The organism is Brachybacterium fresconis (assembly GCF_017876515.1).
Classification (GTDB): Bacteria; Actinomycetota; Actinomycetes; order Actinomycetales; family Dermabacteraceae; genus Brachybacterium; species Brachybacterium fresconis.
Window position 1 is genome coordinate 2,364,663 of sequence record NZ_JAGIOC010000001.1, and the last position, 19,484, is coordinate 2,384,146.

Genomic DNA, 19,484 nt, shown 5'->3' on the forward strand with positions numbered 1-19,484 from the left:
GAGGCGCTCACTCCCTCTCCATGGTCATGAGCTCCATGAGGCGCTCCTGCGTGGCGTCCTGCGAGGTCACCTCACCGGTGATCCGCCCCGCGGACAGTGTGTAGATGCGATCGGCCAGTCCCATCACCTCGGGCAGCTCCGAGGAGATGACGATGATGGCCTTGCCCGCCTCGGCGAGCTCGTTGATGATCGTGTAGATCTCGAACTTGGCGCCGACGTCGACGCCGCGGGTGGGCTCGTCGAGGATCAGCAGGTCCGGCTCGGTGAACAGCCACTTGCTGAGCACCACCTTCTGCTGATTGCCGCCGGAGAGCTTGCCGACCTGCGCCATGACGCTGGGCGCCTTGATGTTCAGCGAGGAGCGGAAGCGCTCGGCGACCGCGATCTCCTCGTTCTGATTGATCCAGCCCCCGCTGGTGACCTTCGTCAGCCCGGCCGCGGTGACGTTGGTGCGGATGTCCTGGATCAGGTTCAGCCCGAACTGCTTGCGGTCCTCGGAGACGTAGGCGATGCCGGCGGCGATGGCGTCGGCGACGGTGCGCAGCCGCACCGGGCGGCCGTGCACCGAGACGGAGCCGGAGATGTCCTGGCCGTAGGACTCGCCGAACACGCTCATGGCGAGCTCGGTGCGGCCGGCGCCCATCAGCCCGGCGATGCCGACCACCTCGCCGGCGCGGACGTTCAGCGCTGCCCCGTCGACGACGGTGCGGCCCGGTTGCGTGGGGTGACCGACGTGCCAGTCCTCGATCCGCAGGATCTCCTCCCCGATCTCGGCACGGCGCTCCGGGTAGAGGTTGTCGATGTCGCGTCCGACCATGCCCTTGATCAGACGTGGGACGAGGCCGGAGCGCTCGCCCTCGGGCACGTGCATGTCGATGGTCTCGATGGTCGTGCCGTCGCGGATGACGGTCGTGGCATCGGCGACCGAGGCGATCTCCCCCAGCTTGTGGGAGATGATGATGCAGGTGACGCCCTCGTCGCGCAGGCCGCGGATGAGGCCCAGCAGGTGCTCGGAGTCGTCGTCGTTCAGCGCGGCGGTGGGCTCGTCGAGGATCAGCAGGCGCACGTTCTTCGAGAGCGCCTTGGCGATCTCGACGAGCTGTTGCTTGCCCACGCCCAACTGGCCGACGGGCGTCACCGACTTCTCGGTCAGCCCCACGCGCTGAAGCAGCTCGGCGGCCCGGGCGTTGGTCTCGTGCCAGCTGATCACGCCGCCCCGGGACTGCTCGTTGCCGAGGAAGATGTTCTCGGCGATGGAGAGGTGGGGCACCAGGGCGAGCTCCTGGTGGATGATCACGATGCCTTCGGCCTCGGAGTCGTTGATGGTCGAGAAGCGGACGGGGTGGCCGCGGAAACGGATCTCGCCCTCGTAGGAGCCGGCCGGCTCGACGCCGGAGAGCACCTTCATGAGCGTGGACTTGCCGGCGCCGTTCTCGCCGCAGATGGCATGGATCTCCCCGTCGTCGACCGTCAAGGACACGTCGTCGAGCGCGGTGACCCCGGGGAACCGCTTGGTGATGGAGCGCATCTCGAGGATGTGTTCGGTCACGGGACCCTCCTTCGGGCAGGGAGGCCCCGGCGCGCGCGGTCGCGCCGCCGGGACCTCGTCGGATACGGGATGCGGTTCAGAGCTGCCCGGACTCGACCTGCTCCTCGGTGTAGTACCCGGACTCGACGAGGATCTCCTCGTAGTTGCTCTCCAGGACCATCTGCACCGGGAGCAGGTACGACGGCACGACCTTCACGCCGTTGTCGTAGGTCTCGGTGTCGTTGGCCTCGGGATCCTCGCCCTTCAGCATGGACTCACAGGCGACGATGGCCCGCTCGGCGAGTTCCCGGGTGTCCTTGAAGATCGTCGAGTGCTGGACGCCGTCGGCGATCAGCTTGATCGACGCGATCTCGGCATCCTGGCCGGTCACGATCGGCAGCCCCTCCTCGATCGTCGGTCCGCGGCCCGTGTTCTGCAGGGCGTTGATGATGCCGCGCGAGAGCGGATCCGCCGGAGCCAGCACACCGGACAGCTCCTCGCCGCTGTTGTAGTAGGTGGTCAGCAGGGTCTCCATGCGCTTCTGCGCGGTCTCCTGCTCCCAGCGCTGGGTGGCGGCCTGCTCGATGTCGGTCTGCTTCGAGGGAACGACGAGGGTGCCGTCGTCCAAGTACGGCTGGAGGGTGTCGATCGCGCCCTTCCAGAACAGGTGGGCGTTGTTGTCGTCCAGCGAGCCGGCGAACAGCTCCACGTTCAGCGGTCCCTCGGGGGCGTCGTCGGCCGGCTCGAACTCCTCGTCCAGCAGGCCGAGCCCGAACATCAGGGCGTTGGCCTGGCTCACACCCACCTTGTAGTTGTCGAAGGTGACGTAGAAGTCGACGTTCTCGCTGTCGGTGAGCAGCCGGTCGTAGGCGACCACCGGGATGCCCTGCGAGGCGGCGTTGTCCAGCTGCGCCGAGAGGGACGCCCCGTCGATCGAGGCGATCAGCAGGGCGGCCACGCCGCTGTTGATCATCTGGTCGATCTGCTGCTGCTGGGTGGGGATGTCGTCCTGGGCGTACTGCATGTCGACCTTGTAGCCCTTGTCCTCCAGACCCTTCTTGATGTTGGCGCCGTCGGCCACCCACCGCTCGTAGGTCTCGGTGGGCATCGCGACGCCGACGGTCTGGTCGCTGGGCGCGGCATCGGGGTCGGGCCCGCCCGATCCGGCTCCCTCGCCACCGCAGGCCGCCAGCCCCAGGGCAGCCGCAGCGACCGAGGTCCCGATCAGGAAGTTTCTCCGGTTGTGCATGGTGTCTCCTTGTCGAAATCGCCATCCGCCGCCTGGCAGGAATGGTTCCGTCCTGCGCTGTGCACTGAACACAGACGCCGGGCAGCAGCTGCGCTGCCCGAGGTGCCGGTGATGCATCGGCGAGGCTGTCCGGGCCGGGGTGGATCCGTGCCCGGTGATCCGCACGCCGCCTGTGGCGTGAGGCACAGGGAATGATAACGTTCACATTGAGGCAGATGTCAACGGGAACGGCGCGCGTGCGGGTCACAACTCAGCAACACTTACTGATGGTCGGAATGGAAAGGACTCGCGACCTGCTGTAAAACGATTGCTCTGGTCACACCCGCACCCTGTCGCTCTCACCCGACACTCTGCCCAGTCCGTCCCCGCACTCCCCCGCACACCGCCGTTGCCTCGACCCCGCCCCCGGAAGGAGCAGGCATGGACGCCACCCCCCGCCGTCCCTCCATGGCCGACGTCGCCGCGCGCGCCGAGGTCTCGTACCAGACGGTCTCCCGCGTGCTCAACGAACCGCAGGTCGTGCGGCCGGCGACCCGCGAGCGGGTGCTGGAGGCGATCTCCGCGCTCGGATACACCCGCAATCGTGCTGCTCGCGCCCTGAAGACCACCCGGTCCTCCCTGATCGGCATGCTCACCGACGGCTCCTCGCTGTTCGGGCCGGCGGAGACGACCACCGCGATCGAGGCCGCCGCCCGCGAGGCGGGCTACTCGGTGCTGCTGACCACGGTCGGCGCGCACGAGGACGGTGCGCGCGAGATCGGTTCGGAGCTGTTGGGCTCGGGGGCCGACGGGATCCTCGTGGTCGCGGCGCACGAGGGGATGGTCCCGGCGGTCGCCACCGCCGCCCGCTCCACCCCGGTCGTGGCGGTCTCGGCGCAGGCGCCGAAGGTCGACGGGGTCGAGGTGGTCGGGGTGGAGCAGCAGCTCGGCGCGCGCCTGGTGGTCGAGCATCTCGCGCGCACGGGCGCCCGCTCGGCGGTCCATCTCTGCGGCCCGCAGGACTGGTTCGACGCCCGCGCGCGGCTGGACGGCTTCCAGCGGGCCGCGCAGGAGCTCGGTCTCGAGGCCTCGGTCATCGGACCGGGCGACTGGAACCCGCGCTCCGGCTACGAGCTGACCAGCTCCCTGATCGCCGAGGGCGCTCTGCCCGATGCGATCTTCGCGGCGAACGACATGATGGCGATCGGGGTGCTGCACGCGCTGCACCTGCGGGGGCTGCGGGTGCCCGAGGACGTCGCGGTGGTCGGCTTCGACAACACCGTCGGCGCCGAGTTCCTCATCCCCTCGCTGACCACGGTCTCCCAGCCCTTCGCCGAGCTGGGACGACTGGCTCTCGAGCGACTGCTGTGCCTGCTCGAGGGGCGCGAGGTGCCCGTGAACACGCCGCGCACACTGCCGCCGCGTCTGGTGGCGCGCCGCTCCACCCACCCCGAGCGCACGCACTGACCCGTCGGCCTCGCCCCTCACTCCCGGATGCCCGCCTCCGTCGGCTCCGCGGCGTACTGTCGGGCACCCGCTCCCAGCCGACGCCCCCGAGCCGACGCCCCCGTGCTGACGTCCGCCCTCGAGCCGCCGACCTCGATGTGAACGTTGACATGACCTGCGTGGACTGGTCTCATGGCGTCATGACGCACGCCGCCGTGTCCTCCGCAGACCATTCCTCCGTAGACTCCGCCGCCTTCCTGCGGGAGGGACGTGCCCACCTCGGGATCGAGCTGGGCTCGACCCGGATCAAGGCAGCCCTGGTCGATGACGGGGGCACCGTGCTCGGCACGGGCTCGCACGCCTGGGAGAACGAGCTGGTCGAGGACAGCTGGACCTACTCGCTCGACGCGGCCTGGGACGGGATCCGCGACTGCTACGCCGACCTGGTGCGGGACGTGCGCGAGCGCCACGAGGTCGAGCTGACGCAGCTGGCGAGCTTCGGCATCTCCGCGATGATGCACGGCTACCTCCCCCTCGACGCCGACGGCGAGCAGCTCGCCCCCTTCCGCACCTGGCGCAACACCTACACGGCCGACGCCGCCGCCCTGCTCAGCCGCACCTTCGCGCTGAACATCCCGCTGCGCTGGAGCATCTCGCACCTGGTCCACGCGATCCTCGGCGGCGAAGAGCACGTGGGGCGGATCGACACCCTGACCACCCTGGCCGGCTCCGTGCACCAGCGCCTGACCGGGCGCCGGGTGCTGGGAGTCGGCGATGCCAGCGGCATGTTCCCCATCGCCGCCTCGGGGACGGACTACGACCCCGAACTGCTCGAGCGCTTCGCCGCCCTCGACGAGGTCGCAGGGCTCCCCTGGTCGCTGTCGCAGATCCTGCCCGAGGTGCTCACGGCCGGGCAGGGCGCCGGCTCCCTGACCGCCGAGGGCGCCGCCCTGCTCGACCCCACCGGCGCCCTGCAGCCCGGCGCCGTGGCCGCACCGCCGGAGGGAGACGCCGGCACCGGGATGGTCGCCACCCAGGCCGTGGACCCCCGCACCGGCAACGTGTCGGCCGGCACCAGCGCCTTCGCGATGGTGGTCCTGGAGGGCCGCCTGTCCGGGCCGCGCGAGGAGATCGACCTGGTCACCACGCCGGCCGGGCATCCAGTGGCGATGATCCACACCAACAACTGCACCACGGACCTCGACGCGTGGCTGGGCCTGTTCTCCCGTTTCGCGGAGCTGATCGGCCATCCCGTCGGCGACGAGGAGCTCTACGGCGCCCTGTTCGGCGCGGGAGCCGCGGGCGAGGCCGACGCGGGTGGCGTGCTGTCCTACAACTACGTCTCCGGCGAGCACCAGACGGGGGTGCCCTCCGGCCGCCCCCTGCTGGTGCGCGAGCAGGAGGCCCGCTTCACCCTCGAGAACTTCATGCGCTCCCAGCTCTACGGCGCCTTCGGAGCGCTCGCGGTGGGCATGGAGGCGCTGCTGAAGGACGAGGGCGTCCAGCTCGACGTCATGTACGCCCACGGCGGCATCTTCCGCACCCAGGGCGTCGCCCAGCAGGTGCTGGCCGACGCGCTGGCCACCCCCGTCGCCGTCGGCGAGTCCGCGGGCGAGGGCGGGGCCTGGGGCATGGCACTGCTGGCAGCCTTCACCGCGCGGCAGCAGGCCGGATCGGACCGGAGCGCCGGGTCGCACCGGGACGACCGGGCGCCGGCCGCGGAGTCGCTCAGCGACTTCCTCGCCCAGCAGATCTTCGCCTCCCAGGAGCTGGTCACGCTGCATCCCGAGGAGTCCGGCATGGCCGGGCACGCGACGTGGCTGGAGGGATACCGCACGGGCCTGCAGGTCGAGCGCCTCGCCGGTGAGGTCCTGGATTGATCTGAGGCCGGCCCACCCATCCCCGCCATCCGTGACCAGCACGATCCAGGAGTCGCCCCATGACCATCGCCCTCGCCCAGCTGTCCGCCGAGGTGCAGGCGGCCGTGGCCGCCACCCGTGAGCGGGTCGCCGCCCTCCACGCCGAGCTGCCGCGCAACCAGCTGGTGGTATGGACCGCCGGGAACGTCTCGGAGCGGGTGACGCTGCCGGAGGGCTCGGAGGTGCCCGGCCTGCTCGTCATCAAGCCCTCCGGGGTCTCCTACGACGAGCTGTCGGCCCAGAACATGGTGGTGTGCACGCTGGACGGGGCCAAGATCGTCGACGGGACCCCCGATTCCCTGGTCCCCTCTTCGGACACTGCCGCGCATGCCTATGTGTACGCGCACATGGCGGAGGTGGGCGGCGTGGTGCACACGCACTCGACCTACGCGACCGCCTGGGCCGCGCGGGGCGAGGAGATCCCCTGCGTGCTGACGATGATGGGCGATGAGTTCGGGGGACCGGTCCCCGTCGGCCCTTTCGCGATCATCGGGGATGATTCCATCGGCCGCGGCATCGTCGAGACCCTGTCCGGCCACCGCAGCCCTGCCGTGCTGATGCAGAACCACGGCCCGTTCACCATCGGCACGGACGCCCGCGCCGCGGTGAAGGCCGCCGTGATGGTCGAGGAGGTCGCCCGTACGGTGCACGTCTCCCGCCAGCTCGGCGAACCGCTGCCGATCCCGCAGCAGTCGATCGACTCCCTGTACGACCGCTACCAGAACGTCTACGGCCAGCGTTCGCACGGCTGAGGCCGCTCGATCCCGGTCCCGTCGGACGCGATTCTCGGAGCGAGAACGGCCGGAGGCGCTGCGTGCCGGAGCTGCAGCGGGCGGCCGTGCGGCCGCCGAGCCGACTATCTGTGAGGTTGCCGACCGCGGAAATCCCATGACCTGCACTGTTGGCATTCTGATGATGCTCAGATCCACCGCCCTGGTTGAAGATTCCCTGAGATCTGAGCACAGTAGGGGTCGACTATGACTTCGACAGGACGGAATGCGATGAGCACCACCGGAACCCCCGAGACAGGTGAGGATGCCCCGGACACCCCGGGCACCGCCGCCTCGGGCACCTCCCCCACCCAGTGGCCGGAGAATCTCCCCGAGACCGTCCACCTTCCCCGCTCGGTGCAGATCGGCGACGACGACAGCGACGACGAGATCACCGAGAAGCTGCGCCGTCAGGGCGCGCGCATCGGCAAGGGCGTCATCGCCCCGGCGGTGTTCTGGCCCGCGCTGCTGATCATCCTCGCCGTCGCCCTGCTCGCGATCATCTTCCCCGAGACCTCATCCACCGTGATGTTCGGGATCCAGAACTGGATCGTGGCCGATCTGGGCTGGTTCTACATGCTGGCGATCGGCCTGTTCGTCGTCTTCTCCATCGCCCTGGCACTGTCACCGTACGGCCGCATCCGTCTGGGCCGTGACGAGGACAGGCCCGAATTCGGCCTGTTCTCCTGGTTCGCGATGTTGTTCGCAGCCGGCATGGGAGTCGGGCTGGTGTTCTACGGCGTCGCCGAGCCGCTCGGCTACACCACCAACAACGTCAAGCCCAGCTGGGACGGCGAAGGCGTCGAGCTCTCGGGACAGGCCATGGCGCAGACCTTCATGCACTGGGGCCTGCATCCCTGGGCCACGTATGCGGTCATCGGCCTGGCCGTCGCGTACGCCATCCACCGACGCGGTCGCCCCGTCTCCATCCGCTGGGCCCTCGAGCCGCTCTTCGGCGAGCGCGTCAAAGGCTGGGTCGGCGACGTCATCGACGTCCTGGCCATCTTCGGCACCGTGTTCGGCATCGCCACCTCGCTCGGCCTGGGCGCCCAGCAGATCGGCGCGGGCATGACCGCGATCGGTCTCATCGACGGGGCCAGCACCACGTTCCTCATGATCCTGATCACCGTGATCACCTTCCTGGCCACGCTCTCCGTGATCAGCGGCGTGGGCGTCGGGATCAAGTGGCTCTCGAACGGCAATCTGACCCTGGCCGGCCTGCTGCTGGTCACCGCGCTCGTCTTCGGCCCGACGGTCTTCCTGCTGCAGAACTTCGTCGAGTCCCTCGGCGTCTATCTCTCGAACGTCTTCGAGATGACCCTGGACGTCGGCGCGTACACGCGCTCCGAGGAGGCGCAGTCCTGGTTCGCCGGAAACACCCTGTTCTACTGGGGCTGGTGGATCGCCTGGGCACCGTTCGTCGGCGTCTTCATCGCCCGCATCTCCAAGGGGCGCACGGTCCGCCAGTTCATCTCCGGTGTTCTCCTCGTCCCCTCCCTCGTGGGCATGATCTGGTTCGCCATCTGGGGCGGCAACGGTCTGTTCCGCCAGTGGTTCGGTGCGGGCGACCTCGGCGACATCACCGCCGAGGAGTCCATGTTCCGCATCTTCGAGGGCTTCCCGCTGACCGGGCTGCTGTCGGTCCTGGGCATCATCCTGGTAGCGATCTTCTTCATCACCTCCTCGGACTCCGGCTCGCTGGTGGTGGACATGCTCGCCTCCGGCGGTCACCCGAATCCGCCCATCTGGTCGCGCGTCGTGTGGGCGGTGCTCGAGGGCCTGCTCGCCGCCGCCCTGCTGGCCTCCGGCGGTCTGGAAGCCCTGCAGGCGGGTTCGCTGGTGACGGCGCTGCCCTTCAGCATCATCCTGCTGCTGATGTGCGTGTCGCTGGTCAAGGCACTGAGCCTCGACCAAGCGGTGCTGAACCAGTACGAGCAGATCCGACGCATGGAGGCCGTGACCCGGCACATCGCCGGCGAGGTCAACGCCACACTCCCGAAGAACGAGGAATTCGGCGAGTACCTGGACACCCGCGTCGACGACCGGATCGACTACCGGCTGGAGCGCACCCGCGGCGCCTTCGGGCGTCCCCGCTCGGAGAAGCCCTCGGAGCGCACGGCCGCCCGCCCCGCGGGCAGGCACGATCGCCGCGGACGCGGTCCGTCGGACACCGAATCGGACTCCGACGCCGACTGATCCCACAGCACGGATCCGAGCCGGATCCCGGAGATGTCGCACGATGACGAAGGAGGTCGCCCCTCGGGGCGGCCTCCTTCGTCGTCGGCAGGACCGTCGGCCGCGGCATCCGGACCCGGATGACCGGCACGGGCGCCCGTCACGGATGCCAGGCATGAATGCACGGCACGGACGCCGGTCATCGTTGACACCCGTCCTGTGAACGTTCACAATTGAGAGGTCACCCCGCATCCCGCCGCTGCCGAGCGGCGGCCATGCGCCCCGTCCTCCCGAAGGAGTCACTGTGGACAATCCTTTCGACGCCCGCGAGATCTGGTTCCTGACCGGCAGCCAGGGCCTGTACGGCCCCGAGACCCTCGACCAGGTCGCCGAGCAGTCCCGCGTGATCGCCGAGACCCTCGACGCCGGCGCCGACATCCCGGTGAAGATCGTCTGGAAGCCGGTTCTCACCGATCGCGACGCGATCCGCGAGACCGCTCTGGCGGCGAACGCGGACCCCGCCTGCGTGGGCGTCATCGCCTGGATGCACACCTTCTCGCCGGCGAAGATGTGGATCCAGGGCCTGGACGCACTGACCACCCCGCTGCTGCACCTGCACACGCAGGCCAACGTCGCCCTGCCCTGGTCCACCATCGACATGGACTTCATGAACCTCAACCAGGCCGCGCACGGCGACCGCGAGTTCGGGTACATCGCCACCCGGCTCGGGGTGAACCGCAAGACCGTCGTCGGCCATGCGAGCGATGCGGCCGTCCAGGCCAAGGTGGGCCGCTGGGCCCGCGCCGCCACCGGCTGGGCCGAGATGCACTCGCTGAAGCTCGCGCGCTTCGGCGACAACATGCGCGGCGTCGCCGTCACCGAGGGGGACAAGACCGAGGCCGAACTGCGCCTGGGCGTCTCGGTGAACACCTGGGGCGTCAACGATCTGGTCGAGGTGGTCGACGCCGTCGACGAGCGCCTGATCGACGCCCTGGTCGCCGAGTACGAGGAGCACTACGACGTCGCCCCCGAGCTGCGCCAGGGCGGGGAGCGTCACGAGTCGCTGCGCTACGGCGCCCGCCAGGAGATCGGCCTGCGCACCTTCCTCGACGAGGGCGGCTTCGGCGCGTTCACCACGAACTTCGAGGACCTCGGCGGGCTGCGCCAGCTGCCGGGCCTCGCGGTGCAGCGCCTGATGGCCGACGGCTACGGCTTCGGCGCCGAGGGCGACTGGAAGACCGCGATCCTGGTGCGGGTGGCCGCGGTGATGGGCTACGGCCTGCCCGGCGGCGCCTCCCTCATGGAGGACTACACCTACGAGCTCACGCCCGGCAGGGAGAAGATCCTCGGCGCCCACATGCTCGAGGTCTCCCCCTCGCTGACCACCGCGAAGCCCACCCTCGAGATCCATCCGCTGGGGATCGGCGACCGGGAGGACCCGGTGCGGCTGAAGTTCGCGGCCGACGCCGGACCCGCCGTGGTGGTGGCCCTGTCTGACATGCGCGAGCGATTCCGCCTGGTCGCCAACGTGGTCGAGGTCGTCGAGCCCGACGAGGCGCTGCCGAAGCTGCCGGTGGCCTGCGCCGTCTGGGAACCCGCCCCGGACCTCGCGACCTCCGCCGAATGCTGGCTGACGGCCGGCGCCGCCCATCACACGGTGATGAGCAATGCGGTGGACCTCGAGGTGTGGGAAGACCTCGCCCAGATCGGCGACCTCGAGCTCGCCGTGATCGACGAGGACACCACGGTGCGCTCCTTCGCCCAGGAGCTGCGCACCAACCAGGTCTTCTACCGCCTCGGTCAGGGCTTCTGAAGCTCCGGCCCGCGGCCGGGCCCTTCAGCAGCCCGGCCCCGCGGCCCGACCCGACCCGACCCGGCCCGACCCGGCCCGACCCGGCCCGACCCGGCCCGACCCCGCGAGCGTTGCACAGGTGGCGTTATGACACCGGCAATCCGCCAACTGTGCAACGCTCGCGGCACACTCCGCCGACACCTTCGAGGTCCCCATGGCACCGTCTTCCCCCGCCCCGGGCCTGAGCTGGTCCGGCACCGTCGACTACGGGCCCGGGCCGTTGCATGCTCCGACCTCGGTCGACGAGCTGCGCGCCCTGGTCGCTCGCAGCCGGCGGATCCGGGCCCTCGGCACCCGGCACTCGTTCTCCCAGGTCGCGGCGAGCGACGGTCCGCTGGTGAGCCTCGCGAACCTCCCGTCGGACCTCGAGTTCGACACCGCAGCGCGCACCGTGCGGGTCGGCGCCGGGGTGCGCTACGGCGAGCTGTCCGCAGCCGCCGCCGAGGTGGGGCTGGCCGTGGCGAACACGGGCTCGCTCCCCCATATCTCGGTGGGCGGGGCGAGCGCGACGGGCACCCATGGTTCCGGGGATCGCCACCGCTCGCTGGCCTCCTCGGTGCGGGCGATCGAGCTGATCACCCCAGGCGGTGACCTGGTGACGCTCTCCCGCGAGAAGGACCCGGAGATCTTCGACGGGGCGGTGCTCGCCCTCGGGGCCCTCGGCGTCGTCACCCACCTCACGCTCGATCTGGTGCCCGCCTTCGAGCTGCGCCAGAGCGTCCATCTCGATCTGGCCCCGGAGTCGATGCGCCAGGAGGACCTGGAATCCGTGCTGTCCGCCGGGTACAGCGTGAGCCTGTTCCACCATTGGGACGGGCACATCGCGCAGGCCTGGGTGAAGCAGGAGGCCGACGCGGCACCGCTGCCCGAGCAGTGGTTCGGCGGGCGGCGCGCCACCACCGCCGTCCACCCCGCCCCCGGGATGCCGGCCGACGTCTGCACCGATCAGACCGGAACTGCCGGGCCCTCGTACGAGCGGCTGCCGCATTTCCGGCTCGAGTTCACTCCGAGCAGCGGCGCGGAGATCCAGTCGGAGTACTTCGTGGCCCGCGAGGATCTGGGCGCGGCGCTCGCGGCGGTGATGCCGCTGGGCGAGCGGATCCGACCGCTGCTGCACGTCTCCGAGATCCGCACCGTCGCCGGCGATGACCTCTGGCTCTCGCCCGCGTACCGGCGCGACACCGCCTGCGTGCACTTCACCTGGCAGCAGCGGCCCGCCGAGGTGGCGGCGCTGCTTCCCCAGATCGAGGAGCGCCTGGCTCCGTTCGCGCCGCGTCCGCACTGGGGCAAGGTGTTCACCACGGACCCGGCGACGGTGCAGGCGCGGTACCCGCGGCTGGGCGATTTCCTCGCGCTGCGTGATCGGCTCGATCCGGGCCGCGTCTTCCGCAACGACTACGTCGACCGACTGCTCGGGGCGTGAGGACAGGAGACCCGGCACCGCGAATGTGAAGCTCTCGGAGCGGTCACGCGAGTCCTCCTCCGCAGGCGCTCACATGTCCTGGTAGCGCGACCTCAGGAAGCAGTACACCCCGAAGATGATCAGCCCGCCGCCGATCACCAGCAGCATCACCTTCCCCGCGGGCAGGCCCGCCATGGTGTGCAGGGCCCCGTCCAGTCCGGTGGACTTCTGGGGATCCGAGGAGAGCCCGGCCCAGCCGAGCAGCGCTCCCACCGCCACCAGGGCCAGCCCCTTCGCGGTATAGCCGACGATCCCCGTGGCCCGCAGGACGATGCCGATGCTCGGGTGCTTGCTGCGGTCCAGCTGGTTCAGGAAGCGGCGGGTGAGACCGATGACCGCATAGCCGATGCCGATCCCGATCACGACGGCGGCGAGGAGCAGCGCCAGGGCGCGTCCGGTCCCGGTGCCCAGGAGGCCTGCCGTGAGGGACTCGGTCTGCGAGCTGGTGGAGGAGCTGCCGCCGGCGGCGAAGCGCAGCACCGTCACGGACAGGGCCGCGTAGGCCACCGCCTTGCCGAGCCACCGCGCCGCCTCCCCCGCAGCAGCCGTCTTCGTCGTGCGACGACGCGCCCCGAACCATGCCCGCAGCACCAACCACAGCGCGAGGGCGATCATCGCCGTACCACCGGCCCAGAGCAGGACCTGGCCACCGGGGGCCTGCGCGATCATCGCCATCGCCCCGGAGCGATCAGCGCTGCTGCCGGGGATGCCGAGCGCGATGTGCAGGGCGATCCAGCCGATCAGCACATGGACGATGCCGCTCATGAGGAAGCCGCCGCGCGCCACGACGTGGAAGCCGGGCTGCTCGACCGCGGTCTCCGCCGCCTCCTCGACGGCCTCGGCGCCGTCGTGCTCGTCGCTGCTCGGTCCCATGGACGCACTCTAGGACGAGGGGGACGACGGGATCACCCGGGTCGGCTCGTCACCGCTCCGCGACGCGCACCATCACCTCGGCGTCGTAGGCCTGCGAGGACGCCATCGAGCCGCGATACCAGGCCAGCACCGACCGCCCCGGATCGCCCGGCACCGCGATGGGTCGGAGGTTGTCGACCGCGGATCCTTCGGTGACCGGCGTCCAGGTCCAGCTGCGTCCGTCGTCGGCCGTGCAGCCGTGGAAGATCTCGTGATGCGCCAGCACGGTGCCGTCGCGGGGGTCCACGACGGTGGAGAGCCAGAGGGCGTCGGGGTCCTCCGGGTCGATGGTGGCCAGGCCCGTGTAGTCCTCCTCGTGCGGGAGCAGCTGGGGACCGGCCGCGGCGAGCTCGCGCACCTGCCAGGCGCTCTCCCCCGGCCGCAGCACGCCGCGGACGAAGCGGTGGTCGATCGGGCCGAGCATCCCGCGGCCGGTGCCGCTGCCACAGCCACAGCCACAGCCACAGCCACTGCCGGGAGCGTCGCCGGCCCGCGCGGTCATCAGGGCAACCAGGCTGCCGTCGGGGAAGCGCCGCAGGTCCGTGGTCCAGGCGTGGGTCAGGACCGTGCCGTCTCCGTTCGAGCCGATCCCGCTCGAGTCGCCCCAGGTCGACCCGCTGGCGAGCACGCAGGTCAGGTCCTCCGCCCGGGGCGTGGGATCCGAGAGCCCCCGCCGCAGCTCCCCCACCCGCGTGCCGTCGCTGCGGTGCAGGTGGCCGTCCGCGAGGTAGCCGTGCCAGATCGCGGTGGGGTAGTCGCGCGGGTGGTGCTCGGTGATGATCACGTCGATGCGGTCGTCCGTCCCGAAGCGGGTGCCGGAAGCGTAGCGGGCATAGCCGTTGACGTATCCGATCTTCTCGCGGGTGAGCAGACGGCCTCCGAAGGTCCAGGTGTCGCCGTCGTCGTCGGAGACGAGATAGCAGGGGTCGTCGTTGATCGCGCGGACGAAGCAGTACAGGACGCCGTCGAGCTGGTGGAGGTTCTGGTAGGTCACGCCCCGGCTGCCGCCCCCGGCGCGCGCCTGCTCCGGGGAGTCGAACAGCTCGCGCCAGTCGAAGACCGCCTCGGGCCCCCATCGGGTGGGGTCGCCGACCTCGCTGATCCGCCAGCGGGTGAGGTCATCGGACTTGTGCCGGCTGTAGACGGCGAGCCAGCGCCCGTCCGCACGGCGCCATAGGGCGGGGTTGTCGTGGTCGTCGGACTCGAGGCCGTGGTGCAGGGTGAGGGTGCGGGCGACGGGGTCGATGCCGGCCACCGATCCGTGCTCGCCGAGCCGGTCCAGATCCACGATCGTCAGATCGATATCGCCGCCGCGCCCCGGCCCGTCGGCCCCGGCATCGGAGGCGACCGAGCCGAGCAGCAGGTGGCCGGAGCCCGGGTCGACGAGGGCGCGCTCGTCCTGGAACCAGCACCAGCCGCCGTTGCTGTTCACGACGGCCGTACGGCCCGGTGCAGCGGAGCGGGCAGGGACGGCTGGAGAAGCCGACGTGGCGGAGCCCGACGCCTCCGACGTGGGCACCGCGCTCGCGGTGGCCGCACGCGCATCCCGGTCGGCCTCGCGCACCGTCTCGAGCGCCGAGCCGGCCTCGCGCGGCAGGTCCGCCCAGGTGCACTCGATCGAGACCGGCCCGTCGTAGCCGCCGCTGCGCAGCGCCTGGAGGAACTCGCGCAGCGGCCAGTCCCCCTGCCCGGGCGGGGTGCGGTCGGTGTCGGCGATGTGCGCATGGGCCACCCGACCGCCTTGCTCGCGCACCACATCGAATGATTCGTGCTCGAGCATGACGTGGAAAAGGTCCGCGACCACCCGCATACGATCCAAGCCGTGCTGGTCGAGGAAGGCGATCGCCTCGGCGATGTCGTTGATCTGGTCGGTCTCCCCGCGATGCAGCGGTTCGAGGATCGCCTCCAGCCCCTGCTCGGCCGCGAGGTCCCGCGCCAGGCGCACCGTCTGCGCGAGCCGAGCCCGGGCCGTCGTCGGGTCGACGCCGTCGGGGGTCCGACGGGACGCGCCGCTGCCCAGCACGATCGTCGCCCCGGGCCTCGCGCACCGGGCAGCCGCTGCCATCACCGTGCGCAGGTACTCCTCGATCAGGGCCTGCGGCATCGCCGGATCGGACAGGCGCAGCTCGGGCGGGCAGAGCACCGCGAAGGACGGTGCCTTCGCCCAGTCCTCGAGGCCCGGGGCAGGGCCCCAGGTGCCGGAGGCGTCGGGCACCACGACGTTGTCCACGATCGTCGGCTCGACGTAGTCCGCACCGGCGGCGAGTGCGGCGGCCGCCTGCGCCTGCCCAGCGATGATGCCGTAGGCCACAGGGGTCAGAGCTCCTGGAGGATGCCGGCCATACGGTCCATCGACGCCGCCGCCTGCGGCAGGCCGACCCGGTTCAGGTGCCCGTGACAGGCCCCGCGGCGCACGACGTGCTCGACGTCCACGCCGGCCTCGGCCAGCTGCTCCGCGTAGCGGCGGCCGCTGACGCGCAGGTCGTCGAACTCGTCGGCCTCGAGGTAGGTGCGAGGCAGGACGGCCAGCTGCTGGGTGCTCGCCAGTCCTGGGAACTCGTGGGGCACCGCGTCCTCGAGAGCGCGGCCGATGTAGTTCTCCGACATGGCCCGCATCGTCTCGGGCGGGAAGCGCAGCAGGGTCGGGGTCACGGCGAGCGCGGCGGTTTCGTCGGTCGTCGGCTCCGGGCTGATCGGATGCGTCACGGGGTAGAGCAGCAGCGAGGCCGCGAGCGGAGCGCCGTCCTCGGCCAGGCGCAGCGAAGCGGCCGCAGCGAGGTTGCCGCCCGCGCTGGCGCCGCCGATCGCCGCCCGGGCGCGATCGATGCCGAGCTCGTCGGCATGCTCTCGGGTCCAGGTCACGGCGGCGCACACGTCATCCAGCGGGACCGGCGCGAGCACGCGTGCGGGACCGCCCGGGAGCTCCCGCGCGGGGGTGCCGTCGATCTCGTCGCACAGCCGGTAGTCGACCGAGACCACCACGGCTCCGGCGCGGCCGGCGATGCCGCGCGCGACGTGGTCGCCCTCGGGCATGTCGAGGTCGCCGTGCATGAAGCCGCCGCCGTGGCACCACACCAGGCACGGCCGGGGCCCATCGGCCGCGGTGGGTGGGGTGTAGAGGCGCACCGGGATGGGGCCGTGGGGACCGGGGATCTCCCGGTCCTCGATCCTCAGCTCCCACTGCTCGGCGGGACCGTAGGGCTCGTCCCAGGCGCGATGGACCGCGGGGTCGACGTCCGCCCAGGTGGCGGCGTCGCCGAGCTGCCGCATCCGGCGTTCCATCTCGTCCGACGCGGTCGGGGTGAGCGGGGCGGGCGATGCGGACGGGATCTGGGCGGTGGTCTGCGGCTGGGTCATGAAGCACTCCGGTTCGGGTGGGACGTGGACGACGGGACGGCGCCCGCGCCATGGGACCATCATGCGCCGACGCGATGCCCGTAGCGCTCGACCTCGATCTGCTCGAGTGTCTTTCCGCGGGTATCCGGGGCCCCGATCACCCCGATCAGCAGCGCGCCGACCAGCAGGGCGATCATGATCCCGCCGACGAACGGCACGCCCTGGGCGGCGAGCAGCGTGGGGAAGAAGTAGCTGAGCACCCCCACGGCGATGCGGGCCACGAAGAACACCACGCCCTGGGCGCTGGCCCGGTACGGGGTCGCGAACATCTCAGCGGTCCACAGCGCATAGAACGCCTGGGCGCCGATGCCGGCAGCCACGCCCCAGACCACGGCGAACAGGATCAGCAGCGGCGTCGTGACGTGCACGAACACCAGCAGGACCCAGGCCAGGATCCCGAGCACCGCCCCGATGCCGTACAGCAGGCGACGATCGATCCTGTCCCCCAGCAGCATGAAGCCGAAGTAGGTCGCCACCACGGTCATGGTCCACAGCAGCACCTGGAGCAGGTTCTGGCCGGTCGCGCTCGCCACTCCGGCGGTCTCGTAGACGCGGGGCATGAAGATGCCCATCTGCCCCGCGACGGTGTTCCACAGCGCGTAGACGCCGATGAGGAACAGCAGCGCCTTGATGTTGCGGGGGTGGGACAGCAGCTCCCGCAGTCCGCGATGTCGTACCGGGGTGCCGTGCGCGGCGGCGGCGTCACGTTTCTTCTTCTGCTCGGTCCAGAGGCTGGATTCGGCCAGGCCCCGGCGCACCCACCAGGTGATGAAGGCGATCACGAACAGGTGCGCGAAGACGATCCGCGTGCCGAGCAGGCCGAGCGGCACCAGAGCGGTGGCGATGGCGAACACGACGGCCGGGCCCAGCGACCAGGCCAGCTGGGCGGTCCCCACGTGGCGAGCGCGGTGGGCGTGAGGGGCCTGTTCGGCGATGTATGTCCAGGCCACGGGGACGCCGGCACCGACGGCGATGCCGGTGAGGATGACGCCGAGCACGAGCATCCAGGCCTGGCCGGCGAAGACGACCAGGAGGGTGCCGACCATGTAGAGGATGAGGTCGTAGGTGTAGATGAACTTACGACCGTAGCGGTCTCCGAGCGGGCCGCCGATCATCGCGCCCACCGCGGCGCCGAACGCATTCGCGGAGACGGCGGCGACCAGACCCACCATCCAGTTCGAGAAGCCGAAGTACTCCTGCCACAAGGTGAGGCTGGTGGCCAGGGCGATGATCGAGCCGGCCTCGATGTAGTTCGACATCGCCACCGCGATGGTGGCCTTCCAGCCACGTACAGATCCGGGTCGGGGCCCCGTGGGCAACGTCGTCCCGCGGGACTGGGCGGTCATGGGCTCTCCTTCGAGCAGTGGGGGTCGCAGACGGGAAGCGCGCCGTGGGGACAGCGCGACACCTTGTGACTCGGTCGCGGGAATGCTACGTTGATTTATGAGTCGTTTCAATAGTGGGGTGGACGATATCGGCCGGCGTCGGGCCGACGGAACCTCGTCGACCTCGTGCGAGATCTCGCGGGACGGCGCTCGACGCCGCGACCGCTCTGACCGCCCATCCCACTGCGCACCTCACGGACGTCGTCCGTGAGCATCCGAAGGAGCCCACCATGCCCACTCCCTCCGCTCTCCCCGCCGAGGTCGCCCGCGACCTCGCCGAGTTCACCATCGAGGTCCCCAGCTGGGGCTACGGCAACTCCGGCACCCGTTTCAAGGTGTTCGGCACCCCCGGCACCCCGCGCGACCCCTTCGAGAAGATCGCCGACGCCGCGCAGACCCACGCCTACACCGGCTCGGCCCCGCGCGTCTCGCTGCACTATCCCTGGGACAAGGTCGAGGACTTCTCCGGGCTGCGCGACTACGCGGCCGAGCAGAACATGCAGATCGGCATGATCAACTCGAACACCTTCCAGGACGACGAGTACAAGTTCGGCTCCCTCACGGCCGGCGACAGGACCGTGCGCCGTCGGGCGATCGACCACCATCTGGAGTGCCTGGACGTCATGCGGGCGACCGGCTCGACCGAGCTGAAGATCTGGCTGGCCGACGGCACCAACTACGCCGGTCAGGACTCGATCCGTGCCCGCCAGGACCGCCTCGCGGAGTCGCTGCAGGAGATCTACCAGGGACTCGACGAGGGCGAGCGGATCGTGCTCGAGTACAAGTTCTTCGAGCCGGCTTTCTACCACACGGACGTCCCGGACTGGGGCACGAGCCTGCTGCACTGCCTGGCCCTCGGCGAGCAGGCGCAGGTGGTGCTGGACACCGGCCACCACGCCCCCGGCACCAACATCGAGTTCATCGTCGCCCAGCTGCTGCGGCAGAACCGCCTGGGCGCCTTCGACTTCAACTCCCGCAACTACGCGGACGACGACCTGATCGTGGGGGCGGCGGACCCGTTCCAGCTGTTCCGCATCCTGTTCGAGATCGTCCAGCAGGACGCCCACCGTCCTGCGGCCGGCGTGAACTTCATGCTCGACCAGTGCCACAACCTGGAGTCGAAGATCCAGGCGCAGATCCGCTCGGTGCTGAACGTCCAGGAGACCCTGGCCAAGGCGCTGCTGGTGGACCGCGAGGCTCTCGCCGACGCCCAGGAGCGCAATGATGTGCTGGAGGCCAACGGCATCCTGATGGATGCCTTCTGGACCGACGTGCGCCCGGCCCTGGCCGCCTTCCGCGAGGAGCGCGGACTGCCCGCGGATCCGTTCACGGCCTTCCGGGCCAGCGGGTACGAGGAGAAGGTCGCCGCGGAGCGCGTCGGCGGCAATCAGATGGGATGGGGGGCCTGACC

Annotated in this window: 13 protein-coding genes; 7 read left to right on the forward strand and 6 right to left on the reverse strand. The window is 70.5% G+C overall.

Features of this window, described 5'->3' with window-relative positions:
• Window positions 1-7 precede the first annotated feature (7 nt).
• Complete coding sequence (mmsA, locus tag JOF44_RS10655; protein WP_076808892.1) at window positions 8-1,549, reverse strand: multiple monosaccharide ABC transporter ATP-binding protein; 1,542 nt, start codon at window positions 1,547-1,549, stop codon at window positions 8-10.
• Between the two features lie 76 nt (window positions 1,550-1,625).
• Window positions 1,626-2,777: a multiple monosaccharide ABC transporter substrate-binding protein gene (gene chvE, locus JOF44_RS10660; protein WP_076808895.1), complete on the reverse strand. Its 1,152-nt coding sequence runs from the start codon at window positions 2,775-2,777 to the stop codon at window positions 1,626-1,628.
• A gap of 420 nt (window positions 2,778-3,197) precedes the next feature.
• On the opposite strand from chvE, the gene JOF44_RS10665 reads away from it, so the two are divergent.
• From JOF44_RS10665 to JOF44_RS10690, 6 genes are all read left to right on the forward strand, one after another.
• The gene (locus JOF44_RS10665; protein WP_209890785.1) at window positions 3,198-4,223 is read left to right on the forward strand and encodes a LacI family DNA-binding transcriptional regulator; all 1,026 of its coding nucleotides are present in this window, start codon (window positions 3,198-3,200) and stop codon (window positions 4,221-4,223) included.
• A gap of 179 nt (window positions 4,224-4,402) precedes the next feature.
• Complete coding sequence (locus JOF44_RS10670; protein WP_209890788.1) at window positions 4,403-6,082, forward strand: xylulokinase; 1,680 nt, start codon at window positions 4,403-4,405, stop codon at window positions 6,080-6,082.
• A gap of 59 nt (window positions 6,083-6,141) precedes the next feature.
• A complete protein-coding gene (locus tag JOF44_RS10675) occupies window positions 6,142-6,873 on the forward strand; it encodes an L-ribulose-5-phosphate 4-epimerase (RefSeq protein ID WP_209890791.1) in 732 nt (243 codons plus the stop codon).
• A 249-nt stretch (window positions 6,874-7,122) separates the two neighbouring features.
• On the forward strand, window positions 7,123-9,087 hold the full coding sequence (locus JOF44_RS10680; RefSeq protein ID WP_209890794.1) for a BCCT family transporter: 1,965 nt from the start codon (window positions 7,123-7,125) through the stop codon (window positions 9,085-9,087).
• Between the two features lie 283 nt (window positions 9,088-9,370).
• Complete coding sequence (araA, locus tag JOF44_RS10685) at window positions 9,371-10,879, forward strand: L-arabinose isomerase (protein WP_209890796.1); 1,509 nt, start codon at window positions 9,371-9,373, stop codon at window positions 10,877-10,879.
• A gap of 193 nt (window positions 10,880-11,072) precedes the next feature.
• Complete coding sequence (locus tag JOF44_RS10690; RefSeq protein WP_209890799.1) at window positions 11,073-12,341, forward strand: D-arabinono-1,4-lactone oxidase; 1,269 nt, start codon at window positions 11,073-11,075, stop codon at window positions 12,339-12,341.
• 69 nt (window positions 12,342-12,410) lie between these two features.
• Here JOF44_RS10690 and JOF44_RS10695 read toward each other — a convergent pair whose 3' ends face one another.
• From JOF44_RS10695 to JOF44_RS10710, 4 genes are read right to left on the reverse strand one after another with little or no spacing between them, the layout of a single operon-like run.
• Complete coding sequence (locus tag JOF44_RS10695; RefSeq protein WP_209890802.1) at window positions 12,411-13,253, reverse strand: DUF1206 domain-containing protein; 843 nt, start codon at window positions 13,251-13,253, stop codon at window positions 12,411-12,413.
• Window positions 13,254-13,302: 49 nt separating this feature from the next.
• Window positions 13,303-15,603 carry a TIM barrel protein gene (locus tag JOF44_RS10700; RefSeq protein ID WP_342591756.1) on the reverse strand — a complete coding sequence of 767 codons (2,301 nt, stop codon included), beginning with the start codon at window positions 15,601-15,603 and terminating at the stop codon, window positions 13,303-13,305.
• Window positions 15,604-15,608: 5 nt separating this feature from the next.
• Window positions 15,609-16,649, reverse strand: coding sequence for an alpha/beta hydrolase (locus JOF44_RS10705; RefSeq protein WP_209890805.1), 1,041 nt, complete (start codon window positions 16,647-16,649; stop codon window positions 15,609-15,611).
• Between the two features lie 59 nt (window positions 16,650-16,708).
• Window positions 16,709-18,034 carry an MFS transporter gene (locus JOF44_RS10710; RefSeq protein WP_209890808.1) on the reverse strand — a complete coding sequence of 442 codons (1,326 nt, stop codon included), beginning with the start codon at window positions 18,032-18,034 and terminating at the stop codon, window positions 16,709-16,711.
• A gap of 269 nt (window positions 18,035-18,303) precedes the next feature.
• Here JOF44_RS10710 and rhaI point away from each other — a divergent pair, with 269 nt between their 5' ends.
• Window positions 18,304-19,482, forward strand: coding sequence for an L-rhamnose isomerase (rhaI, locus tag JOF44_RS10715; RefSeq protein WP_209890811.1), 1,179 nt, complete (start codon window positions 18,304-18,306; stop codon window positions 19,480-19,482).
• The last annotated feature ends 2 nt before the right edge of the window (window positions 19,483-19,484 follow it).